The organism is Marinomonas sp. KMM3893 (genome assembly GCF_004352855.1).
GTDB classification, from domain to species: domain Bacteria; phylum Pseudomonadota; class Gammaproteobacteria; order Pseudomonadales; family Marinomonadaceae; genus Marinomonas; species Marinomonas arenicola.
In genome coordinates, this window is record NZ_SJSC01000002.1 from 479,026 (window position 1) to 490,846 (window position 11,821).

9 protein-coding genes are annotated in these 11,821 nt (G+C 47.6%); 8 read left to right on the top strand and 1 reads right to left on the bottom strand.

The genetic code is table 11. From position 1 onward, the window contains the following. Nucleotides 1-16 precede the first annotated feature (16 nt). Nucleotides 17-898: a LysR family transcriptional regulator gene (locus tag E0D71_RS06710; protein WP_133002541.1), complete on the bottom strand. Its 882-nt coding sequence runs from the start codon at nucleotides 896-898 to the stop codon at nucleotides 17-19. Between the two features lie 192 nt (nucleotides 899-1,090). Here E0D71_RS06710 and E0D71_RS06715 point away from each other — a divergent pair, with 192 nt between their 5' ends. The 8 genes from E0D71_RS06715 (at nucleotide 1,091) to E0D71_RS06750 (ending at nucleotide 11,813) form a co-directional block, all read left to right on the top strand. Further along, the gene (locus tag E0D71_RS06715; protein WP_133002542.1) at nucleotides 1,091-2,635 is read left to right on the top strand and encodes an aldehyde dehydrogenase family protein; all 1,545 of its coding nucleotides are present in this window, start codon (nucleotides 1,091-1,093) and stop codon (nucleotides 2,633-2,635) included. A gap of 78 nt (nucleotides 2,636-2,713) precedes the next feature. Next, nucleotides 2,714-4,042, top strand: a complete 1,329-nt coding sequence (locus tag E0D71_RS06720) for an FAD-binding oxidoreductase (RefSeq protein ID WP_243711955.1) — start codon at nucleotides 2,714-2,716, stop codon at nucleotides 4,040-4,042. A 129-nt stretch (nucleotides 4,043-4,171) separates the two neighbouring features. Then, complete coding sequence (locus E0D71_RS06725; RefSeq protein ID WP_133002544.1) at nucleotides 4,172-5,077, top strand: LysR substrate-binding domain-containing protein; 906 nt, start codon at nucleotides 4,172-4,174, stop codon at nucleotides 5,075-5,077. Nucleotides 5,078-5,178: 101 nt separating this feature from the next. Further along, complete coding sequence (gene gpmI, locus E0D71_RS06730; RefSeq protein ID WP_133002545.1) at nucleotides 5,179-6,708, top strand: 2,3-bisphosphoglycerate-independent phosphoglycerate mutase; 1,530 nt, start codon at nucleotides 5,179-5,181, stop codon at nucleotides 6,706-6,708. Nucleotides 6,709-6,715: 7 nt separating this feature from the next. Further along, on the top strand, nucleotides 6,716-7,858 hold the full coding sequence (locus E0D71_RS06735) for a peptidoglycan DD-metalloendopeptidase family protein (RefSeq protein WP_133002546.1): 1,143 nt from the start codon (nucleotides 6,716-6,718) through the stop codon (nucleotides 7,856-7,858). 55 nt (nucleotides 7,859-7,913) lie between these two features. After that, nucleotides 7,914-9,200, top strand: a complete 1,287-nt coding sequence (locus E0D71_RS06740; RefSeq protein WP_133002547.1) for a S41 family peptidase — start codon at nucleotides 7,914-7,916, stop codon at nucleotides 9,198-9,200. An 11-nt stretch (nucleotides 9,201-9,211) separates the two neighbouring features. Next, nucleotides 9,212-10,225: a divergent polysaccharide deacetylase family protein gene (locus tag E0D71_RS06745; protein ID WP_243711956.1), complete on the top strand. Its 1,014-nt coding sequence runs from the start codon at nucleotides 9,212-9,214 to the stop codon at nucleotides 10,223-10,225. A gap of 475 nt (nucleotides 10,226-10,700) precedes the next feature. Beyond that, the gene (locus E0D71_RS06750; RefSeq protein WP_133002548.1) at nucleotides 10,701-11,813 is read left to right on the top strand and encodes a branched-chain amino acid ABC transporter substrate-binding protein; all 1,113 of its coding nucleotides are present in this window, start codon (nucleotides 10,701-10,703) and stop codon (nucleotides 11,811-11,813) included. Nucleotides 11,814-11,821: the final 8 nt, after the last annotated feature.

Sequence of the window (11,821 nt, forward strand, 5' to 3'; positions counted from 1 at the left end):
GTAAAAACGCACTTAGTCATGCAAAAAAATTATGCGGGTCACGGTGCTTCGGGGCTTTTTTACTAAATAAACTGCTTTTGGTCATTAAAATAGTGTTGATCACATACGCAGGAAAACTGTGTTCTTTGCTGTGAGCAAGGCCGACTACTCGTTTCAGCGCAATGTCATTTAACGTGCGTAATACTATGTCGCCACGGCCGCGTGATGAGTGTTCTGGGATCAGTGAAATGCCTAAGCCTGCGGCCACCAGATCGAGTGCGTATTCTTCGGTTTTCACTTGTGCGCGAACATCGGTGGTGAGCCCTTGCTTTTGCATAATGAAGTTCCAAGATTCCAAAATATCGCAGGGTGTGCGCGAGACAAAAGGTTGTTTGTCGATCTGCTTGATAGAAAGCGAGGTGTAATCGGCCAACCAATAGCCAACCGGCATAGCAATGACGTAATCGTCTTCCCAAAGTGGGTAAAACACATCGTCTTCGTTTATGTAGTTGCTGCAGGTAAAGCGTAAGTCGGCACTTTCAGAGGCGTCAACCAAGCTTAATGTCAGCCCCGGAATGTCATCGAGCATGGTTTTAATGACTTGGCTGATTAAGGTGCCAGATAAAAAAGGCGCCAAAGAAATGGACAGCGCCAGAGGTTTGGCACTGTGGCGGAACATGTCTTTGAGATTGCTGAATTCATTCACCATACGACAAGCGTGAGGGTAGAGCTGTGTGCCACTGTCCGTGGGCGCCACTCCCTTAGAGTGACGAACAAACAGCTTGGTGTCTAAATCCTCTTCCAGTTGCGCTAAGGTGGCCGAAATAGACGGCTGAGCAATAAAGCAGCGTTTTGCTGCTGCGCTTAAGCTGCGTTCTTCAAAAACTGCAATGAAGTACCTAAGTGATCGAACGTCCATAAAGAGAGCCTCAGAAGCCTGTGTTTTACTGAGTATGGAGCAGGCTATAGGTAAAAACTAGACCTCCCTCAGGAAAACGGTATTTCTCATCATTGACTAAGCTGAGTAAGGTGTTGGAAAGACTTGAGCGCGGCAAATTGACCATCAGCGCTTTCTCTATTTGTCATTTCACCAAGATTACAGAGGTTCAGAATGTCATTAACTTGCTTAGAAACATTGGGTGTTAATCAACTAAAACAGGGCGATACTTTCTACAGTGTGTTGACCGGTAATACACGAGCCTTGGGTGACGGCAGTGAATTTTCTGCGCACAGCCCCATTGACGGCGCGCGCTTGTCACAATTCAACAATGCCACACCAGCACAGTTAGAAGGCGTCAGTGCAGAACTAAGAGACGCCTTTAGCGTATTGCGAACCATTCCAGCGCCACGTCGTGGTGAGTTGGTGCGTCGTATTGGTGAAGAAGCTCGTAAATACAAAGAAGAGCTGGCTCAAGTCATTTCATTAGAAGCGGGCAAGATTGTTCCTGAAGCCTTGGGTGAAGTTCAAGAATGGATCGATGTCTGTGACTTTGCGGTCGGTCAATCTCGTATGTTGCATGGTTTGTCGATTGTTTCTGAACGTCCAGGGCATCGAATGATGGAGCAATGGCAACCACTAGGCCCTGTTGCGGTGATTACGGCGTTTAATTTCCCGATGGCCGTGTGGGCGTGGAATACCATGCTTGGGCTGGTTTGTGGTGACCCTGTGTTATTAAAACCGTCTGAAAAGGCGCCTTTGTGTGCCTTGGCCATGTATCAAATCGCGCAGAATGTATTGGCGGATATGCCAGACATTCCAAAAGCGGCGGTGTCTGTGATGATAGGTGGTCGAGATTTAGGGGAGGCCATTGCCGCTAGCAATACTTTCCCACTCGTGTCGGCGACAGGATCAACGGCCATGGGTCGAGCAGTGGCGACGACTGTGGCTGGTCGTTTAGGGCGCTCTTTACTAGAACTTGGTGGCAATAATGCCATGATAGTGTCGGATTCCGCCGATTTGGATCTAGCCTTGCGGGCGATTGTGTTTTCCGCCGCGGGTACTGCGGGACAACGTTGCACAACCTTACGTCGCCTTATTACTCATACTTCTGTGGTAGATGGCGTGGTAGCACGTTTGGCGAAATCTTATACCTCATTACCGATTGGTAACCCATTAGAAGAAGGCACTTTAGTCGGGCCCTTGGTGGATGAAGGCAGCTTTGCACGCATGCAAGCGGCGTTAGAAACCGCGAAACAACAAGGTGGAGAAATCATTTGTGGCGGACAACGCGTAACGGATGGCGTGCCAGCAGGTGGTTTTTATGTGGCCCCCGCCATTGTACGAATCGCTCACGACGCTCCTATTGTTCACGAAGAAACCTTTGCGCCTATTTTGTACGTGCTAACGTACAGTGATTTCGAAGAAGCGATTGAAATTCAAAATGAAGTGCCACAAGGCTTATCTTCTGCGGTCTTCACCGAGCGTTTACGTGAAGCGGAATTGTTTATGTCGCCAGCGGGCTCAGATTGCGGTATTGCTAACGTCAATATTGGCACCTCTGGCGCTGAAATCGGTGGTGCATTTGGTGGCGAAAAAGACACTGGTGGTGGTCGTGAGTCTGGTTCGGATGCGTGGAGAAACTACATGCGTCGCACCACCAATACGATTAACTATGGCGGCGATCTGCCATTGGCTCAAGGCATTGTTTTTGAGTAAGGCTAGGTTGCGAGCATAGTGCAATACGCGGCGAGTTTGGCTCGCCGTTTATTGTGAGCCTTACCCAAGTAAGGTGTGTTGTTTATTCATCCATCCATTTCTAAGGCCGTTGTCGTCGGCTTTAAGGTCGTGAGTATGCTGGAATCTGTGTGTGATTCTTTGTGGCGGGCCAGTGCACCAGAAGGCCCTAAGTTAGCGCCTTTAGAAGGGCGTCACGAGGTGCAGGTGGCGATTGTTGGTGGCGGTTTTACCGGTTTATCCGCGGCGCTTCACCTTGCTCAGTTAGGCTTGTCTGTTGCGGTTATTGAAGCGCAAGAAATTGGTTTTGGTGGTTCTGGCCGTAATGTGGGCTTGGTGAATGCTGGGGTTTGGCTGGAGCCAGATCAACTGGATAAAACCATAGGCGCGGACGCGGGACGAACCTTATATAACACCTTAGCAGACGCCCCCGAGTTGGTGTTTAGCTTGATCGAAAAGTATCAAATCCAATGCGAAGCGGTACGCCATGGTACTTTGCATGCGGGCGTGGGTAAGCCTGGCTTGGCGCAATTACAGCGCCGTTGTGAGCAGATGCAAATGCGCGGTGCGCCCGTGCAATTGCTGGACACCGCAGAAGCCCAAGCGCGCATTGGTTCAAGCAAGTTTAATTCTGCATTGTTCGACCCTAGGGCCGGCACGATTCAGCCATTAGCCTACGCTCGTGGGTTGGCAAAGGCGGCCCTAAAAGAGGGGGCTTTGCTGTTTGATCACTCTCCCGTCAGCAGCGTGCAACCTTCGTCAGAGGGCTGGATTGTGAATACGCCAGATGGCGAAGTTCACGCCCAAAAAGTCGTCTTGGCGACCAATGCGTACAGCGAACATGGGGTAAAGGAGCAAGCGCGTAAATTTGTGCCCATCTTTTACAGCCAGTTAGCCAGCCAACCGTTAACGCCCGCTCAGCTGGCGCAGATTTTACCGAACGGTGAAGGGGTATGGGACACCTGTACTGTGATGAGTTCTTTTCGGCTTGACCAGCAAGGGCGTTTGATTTTTGGTGGTATGGGCGGAGAAGGCGGTGCCTTATCTAATTGGGCGTCTCAACGAGTGTGTGAGCTGTTTCCGTTTTTGAATAAGGTGGAATGGGCGTATTCGTGGAGTGGCAAAATTGCCTACAGTGAGGATCATTTGCCCCATTGTCAGCAATTACAGCGCGGGCTGTTCAGTGTTGCAGGGTACAGCGGTCGTGGTATTGGCCCGGGCACCATGATGGGGAAAGAGCTGGCGGAGTGGTTTGCAGGGAAACGAGACGCTTTGTCTGTGCCCACTACCATGCTGCGCGATATTCCATTACGGGAGTTGAAACGTCTATTTTACGAAGTGGGCGCGCACACTTATCACCTAGGCCAAAAAACACATGCTTTTGATTAGCTTAATCGGATGATTTGACAATAAAAACGAAGGAATGCGCAATTTTAGGGCATTCCTTTGTATGCCTAATAAGCTTAAGGTAGAGTATATTTTTATCCCTCTATCACCTTAGAATGAAGTGGCCAAAGAATGCGGAGATATATCCCGTCGTCAACCGCGCTCAAATGTTTTGAAGCGTCGGTTAGGCACCTTAGCTTTACGCGCGCGGCACAAGAGTTACACCTAACTCAAAGTGCTGTGAGTCGTCAGATTCGTAATCTGGAAGAGTTTTTATCTCGTGACTTATTTATTCGTTTAAACAAACGCTTAGTTCTTACTGGCACTGGGGCGGCTTATTACAAAGAAGTCGTACCCTTACTCGATGGTATGGAGAATGCGTGTTTGCGCATGCTGCATAGAGAAGACGAAAAAACAACGTTGACCATTTCGGCGTTGCCGACCTTTGCTTCCCATTGGTTGGTTCCTCAATTGGCTGAATTCCAGCAAACGTACCCACAGTTTCAAATCAAAGTTCGTTCCCTCGATGACGCGGCGAAAATCGACCCTGAATGTATCGATATCATTCTTCACTATGGTGGCGATCATTGGCCTCGTGCTGTCTCGCATCAGCTGATGCAAGAGAAGGTCGTCGCTGTGTGCTCTCCCGCTTTGTTAGCGCAATATCAAGACCAGCAAACCGATGGGCAATGGCAATGCAGCGACGTGGTTAAGCTCCCTTTGCTGCACTCGTCTGCGCGTATTAATGCTTGGCCCGATTGGATGGTGGCGCAGGGATTAGAAAGTGGCTCCTTTGCTGGCACCTCGTTCGAGCATTTTCATATGCTGATTGAAGCGGCGAAAAACAGCATGGGCGTGGCGGTCATTCCGAGTATCTTAGCGCAAGGTAGCCTAAACAATGGTGATCTCGTTGCGCCTTTTGGTGATGAAGTGGCGACCCCCCATGAATACTTGTTGTCTTATCCGGCCGACAAAGCCGATTTAGAGCAAGTGGTGACTTTTCGAGATTGGTTGTTGGCCAAACAAGCCCGATCATAAAGAGAATTAATAAGCGGAATAGTCTTGTCAGTCTGTAACTAAATTACACGCCTGTGATAGTATCGAACCATCGTCATGTTTAATTTACGGGACACATTACCATGAATAAAAAGACCACCGCACTCTTCATCCTTGATGGATGGGGTTACAGCGAAACTTCCCAATCGAATGCCATTGCTGCAGCAAACACGCCTAACTGGGATCGTTTGTGGGAGAACCGCGCGCACACCTTAATCAAAACATCGGGTTTGGCCGTTGGTTTGCCAGAAGGCCAGATGGGCAACTCTGAAGTTGGCCATATGAATCTAGGTGCGGGTCGAGTGGTTTATCAAAACTTTACTCGTATTGGTAAAGCCATTTCTGATGGTTCGTTTTTTGAAAATACGGCCTTGGTTAATGCTGTCGATAAAGCGGTTACCGCGGGCAAAGCTGTGCATATTCTAGGCTTGCTTTCGAACGGTGGTGTGCACAGTCATCATGAGCAAATCATGGCAATGTGTGAGCTAGCCGTTAAACGTGGCGCCAAAGCGGTTTATGTTCATGGCTTTACGGATGGCCGTGATACGCCACCGCGTTCAGCACAAACACCGATTATGGAATTAGAAGCCAAGCTTGCGGAATTGGGCGTTGGTAAAATCGCTACCTTAACGGGTCGTTATTTTGCAATGGACCGAGACAATCGCTGGGATCGTGTGCAAACCGCCTACGACGCGATCGTATTAGGTGAAGGCCAGTTCCAAGCCGAGTCTGCAGAACAAGCGATTCAAGCCGCTTACGAGCGAGATGAAAATGATGAGTTTGTCAAAGCGACCGTCATTGGTGAGCCTGTGCCAGTTGAAGATGGCGATGCGATTGTATTTGCGAACTTCCGTCCGGATCGTGCGCGCCAACTAACCCGTGCTTTTACTGAGCAAGAATTTGCTGGTTTTGAGCGTAAAGCGCACCCTGCGTACGCGTCGTTCGTGACCTTTACAGAATTTGCCTCAGACATTGCTGCCGATGTGGCCTTCCCGCCATTGGCGTTGAGCAACACCCTAGGCGAAGTGCTTTCTAAGTCTGGTAAAAAACAACTGCGCATTGCGGAAACCGAAAAATACGCCCACGTTACCTTTTTCTTTAATGGTGGCGAAGAAGCGGTGTTTGATGGGGAAGATCGTGAATTGATTCCCTCTCCTAATGTAGCCACCTATGACCTGAAGCCAGAAATGAGCGCGCCAGAAGTCACAGATAAGCTGGTGGAAGTGATCGAAGCGGGCAAATACGACACCATTATTTGTAACTTTGCGAATGGTGATATGGTTGGGCACAGTGGTATTTTCGATGCAGCGGTAAAAGCGGTCGAAGCGGTAGACGCATGTTTAGGCCGAATTATGGCGGCGTTGAAAGTGAATGGCGGCCAATGTTTGGTCACCGCAGACCACGGTAATGTTGAGCAAATGCTAAGCAATGACGGGTCTCAGCCATTGACCTCTCATACGATTGGTCCTGTTCCTTTGGTGCTTTTCTCTCCCACTCCAGGTCTTGGTCTTAAAGAAGGTTCTTTGTGTGACATCGCGCCGACTTTGTTGGACATGATGGGCATGGAAAAACCTGAAGAAATGAGTGGCGTTAGTCTGCTCACACGCCAGTGAGGCATTGATGACTTTATTATGTCGTCATGTGTTCTGTGTCGTATTGCTCTTGTTGTCCAGTGTGAGCTGGGCAGCAGGGGAGCCTAAAACGCCACAAGAAGCCAAACAGCAAATTCAAGCATTGCAGCAAGATTTGAAAAAGCTGAATGCTTGGTTGAAGGATACAAAGTCTCAGCGTTCTGATGTGGAAAAAGAATTAGAAGGCAAAGAGAAGGCGATTCAGGGATTGCTTAACAAGATTCAAAACTTGAAAGACAGCCTGAAGAAGGGGGAAAAGCAGCTTGGCCAGCTAAAGCAGCAGCAGCAAACTCTTCAGCTTAGTATCCAAAAACAAAACGAACAAATAGCCGCCCAATTAAGGGCGGTTTATCGTTCCGGTAAGCAAGAAGGCATTAAGTTGCTGCTCAATGGGTCAGACACTGCGACCTCGATGCGCTTGCTGCAATACAATCGTTATTTCTCAACGGCTCGACAATCCCTTATTAATGGCTATGCGAATGAGGTGAATGACCTCAATTTGGTGGAAAAAAGCCTGCGCCAGAAACGCGCTCAACAAGCCCAAGAAGAAGCCTCATTAATAGAACAACGCAATCAACTCAGCCAAGAGAAAACCGCGCGTCGCGCCCTATTGGCTAAGTTGGATAAAGATTTAGCAAAAGGCAATCAGCGTTCTCAGCGTTTGGCGCAAAACCAACAAGAGCTTAAAGAAATGCTGAAGCGCCTAGAAGAAGCATTGGCAGATGTGAAGCTGCCTGACCAAGACGTGCCTTTCTCATCACAGAAGGGCAAGCTAGTAAGCCCATTGAGAAAACTCGTACGTTTGCCCACTGACGGCAAGGTAAACCTTGGCGGAGTGACCCTTGAGGCCAAAGAGGGCACACAGGTACACGCTATTTTTAATGGTCGAGTGGTGTTTGCTGATTGGTTACGAGGGTTCGGATTTTTAATGATTATTGACCATGGAGATGGTTATATGTCTCTTTATGGTTACAACCAGAGCCTGTTAAAAGAAGTGGGCGAATGGGTGAATAGTAATGATGTGGTTGCGACGGTTGGCAGCTCAGGTGGACGCTCGGACGCGGCTCTCTTTTTTGCCATTAGACACAATGGTGCACCTTTAACGCCGCTCTCTTGGGTACGGTCTAGTTGACCCCTAGTAGCAATAAATGTGTTTTTGTATACATGGCACAACAACAGGAAAAAATATGATGAACCCCTTGAAGCGAGGTCTAGTATTGTTACTGATGGCCTTTTCTGCGCAGCAGAGTATGGCCGCAGATAAGCCAGTCGATAGCCATGCATCGCCGTTACCCCTTTCTCAAATACAGTCTTTTGTAGAAACCTTCGAAACCATTCGCGAAGGGTATGTGGACGATTTATCAGATCAGCAGATCTTAAATAAAGCGTTAAAGGGAATGGTGTCGGCATTGGATCCCCATTCTGAGTACCTGACGAAAGACGAAGTGGCAGACTTTGAAGACCTGACTTCTGGCAACTATGCCGGGGTTGGTGTTGAAGTTGAGATGAAAGACGGCAAGTTAACCGTGGTTTCGCCAATTGATGGTTCACCAGCCAAACAAGCAGGCATCTTGCCTGGGGATGTGATTGTAAAAGTCGGCACCACCTATATTAGTGATCTTGGCTTTCAAGACGTGATGAACTTAATGCGTGGTGAAGTAGGGACTAAGGTCACCTTAGACATTGAGCGTGGCGGCAAGATTAAACATTTTAGTCTAGAGCGCCGCTTGGTCGAAGATGAGAGTGTCACCAGTAAATGGTTAAGCAAAGGCATTGCTTATTTGCGTATTAAGCAGTTCCAAGGTGATACCGACACAGAGTTCTATAAAGCCGTTAAAAAACTGCAAAAAGAACAGCCAATTAATGGCGTTGTGTTGGACTTGAGAAATAACCCAGGTGGGGTGCTGCAAGCGGCGGTTGGTGTGGTCGATACCTTTATTGATAAAGGCATGATTGTCTACACAGATGGGCGTCATAAACTGTCTAAAAGCCAATTTAGAGCCACGACTAAGCACACGTTATTACCTAAAGCGCCTTTGGTTGTGTTGATTAACGATGGTTCTGCGTCTGCGTCTGAAATTGTGGCAGGTGCGCTCCAAGATCATCAGCGCGGCTTGATCATGGGCACAGAGAGCTTTGGTAAAGGCTCAGTGCAAACCGTGGTTCCTTTGTCTAATGGGGCCGCCGTAAAGCTCACCACGGCTTTGTATTACACACCTAATGGTCGCTCTATTCAGGCGCAAGGCATCACGCCTGATTTGGTGGTTCCCGAAGCGACCTTAACGCTTAATAAAGATCATTTTGTGGTGAAAGAAGCGGAGCTTAAAGGTCATCTTAGTAATGGCACAGGTGGCGCGGACAGAACCAATACAGCGGAGCAGTTTAAGCTCAGCGATCTGGCGAAAAGCGATTTTCAGCTATTCCAAGCGCTGACTATTTTAAAAACCTTACCGACTTTTGATCATCACCCTTGAGAGACAAAATTGTGAATGTAATAAACATCAAGAAGGGCGCGCTGTGGTGCGCTCTTATCTTGGTTGGCTTGATGGGGAATCAGGCTCAGTCAGCAACATCCGAACAGCCTGCTACGATGGGGCCGTTAGTGCTGAAAAGCGCCTCATCGGATTTTGAGATAACCGCTGAAGAAGAAAGCTGGTCAGACGCCAGTGAACATTGGCTTGGCCCTATTATTAACGATTTGGCGTCGCCAGAGGAAAGCGAGACACTGGCTGTTCCGTTAAAATCGGTGCCGCCATTTTGGCATCCAATCACCCCCATAGCGCCAAAAGGAAGCCATCTCGCGCAGACCAAGCCTAAAAAGTCGTTGCCTAAAATTGCCATTTTAATTGATGATTTGGGGTACAACCGACAAGGTATGAAATCCGCACTGGCTTTGCCTAAAAATGTGGCGTTAGCCATACTGCCGTTAACCCCTTTTGCTCATGAGACAGCAACGCAAGCCAAAGCCCAACAGCGTGTAACCATACTGCATGCTCCTATGGAGAACGTACGCGAACTTAAGCTTGGGCCAGGTGGTTTGTATGTCAAAATGACAGAGAAACAACTCAAGACTGCCTTGGTGAAAGACATCGACAGTTTGCCCGGTATTAAAGGGGTAAATAACCACATGGGGAGCTTGTTAACAGCGCAGCAAAACTCTATGAATTGGGTCATGGAAGTGCTGCAAGGGCGCTCTTTGTTTTTCATTGATAGCCTGACGTCGTCCCACAGTGTGGCAGAAAAAACAGCCAAACGTCATGGTTTGAAAACCACCAGTCGAGATGTGTTTTTAGACAATATTCGCATGGAAAAAGCCATAGATAAGCAGTTTTCACGCTTGATCAAATTGGCAAAACGTAACGGTGAAGCCCTCGCGATTGGTCATCCTTACCCAGAAACGATGGCGTATTTAAAGAAACGTTTGGTGGCGTTAGGAAAAGATGGCGTAAAATTGGTGCCTCTGACAGAGATGCTTCATAAAGCGCCACAGAAGCCGTAATTTGTTCAGTGAAAAGCATTTAAATTAATGACTTAAATGCTTTTCATTTTATCGTCCAAACGGTTAGTATTTTCACATAAGCATGTTTCACTAAGTTTGGCTCCTGTCCTCATTTCGTTGCGATGCCCCCTGTGGTTTAGCGCTGTATCCTGGCTCATTTTACGCCTAATTACGATAACTCCTTCCCCTAGTAAAGTGCCTTCTTAGAGCATAAAACACCGCCCTATAGTATTTTTACAGTGTTTAATTTTATCTATTCAAAGTCTTCTCGCAGTTTATTTTTTCTATTTTAGTGCTTCTCTATTGACCACGGACTGTTCAAATATTAGTCTGTTGCTACATTGCGGTGCACATTCTTTAGGGAATTCCGTATAAAGTTCCATTTTATATGTCATTTTAGGGGTGGCTTATTTTTGGAACGCTTCTTGCTTTTATATAATAACGATAAACAAAAAAACGAGTAGGAGCTCTTCTTATGTCAAATGCGGTAGTAAGGAAAACGTTAATTTCTATTGCGGTAGCAGGTGCAGCGACACTGGCTCAAGCAGATGTGGTAATTGGTGTAGCAGGTCCTCATACAGGGGCTTATGCTGCGTTTGGCGAACAACTATGGAAAGGGGCTGAGCAGGCGGCAAAAGACATTAATGCCTCAGGCGGTATTAATGGTGAAATGATTAAGTTGGTGAAAGCCGATGATGCTTGTGAACCAAAACAAGCGGTGTCTGTTGCCAACCGTTTAGTTGACTCTGATGGCGCTGTCGCGGTCGTTGGTCACTTCTGTTCTTCTTCTACTCAACCGGCCTCAAATATTTACGCTGAAGCGGGTGTCTTAATGGTAACACCAGCGTCAACGAACCCAACGATCACAGATCGTGGCCTGCCTAATGTTTTCCGTGTTTGTGGTCGTGATGACCAGCAAGGCGATGTAGCAGCAAGTTATATTGTTGATAAATTGAAAGCAAAACGCGTGGCGATTATTCACGATAAAGACACCTACGGAAAAGGTTTAGCAGATGCAATGAAAGCATCGTTAAACGCGTATGGTACGAAAGAAGTCATGTACGAGGGTCTAACTCGTGGTGAAAAAGACTTTAACGCACTCGTCACTAAGATTCGTTCTGTGGATGCAGACGTTGTGTATTTTGGTGGTTTGCATTCTGAAGCGGGTCCATTGGTTCGCCAGCTTCGTGAACAAGGGTCAAAAGCCATCTTTATGTCAGGCGATGGTATCGTTTCTGATGAGTTTGTTACCGTTGCCGGTGGTCCACAGTATGTGAAAGGCGTGATGATGACATTTGGTGCTGATCCAATGTCATACCCAACAGGCAAAAGCGTCGTGAAAGAGTTCCAAGCAAATGGCTATGAGCCAGAAGGGTATACTCTGTATTCTTACACGGCATTGCAGGTTGCAGCAGCGGCATTACAACACGCGGATTTAGATCCTATCAAAGGCGCGGAATGGTTGCATACTCACTCTGTTGATACGGTAATGGGTAAAAAGAGCTTTGATAAAAAAGGCGATTTGACCGTATCGGATTACGTTATGTATGAGTGGAATGATAAAGGTAAGTACATCCAATTAGATTAATTGCTGAA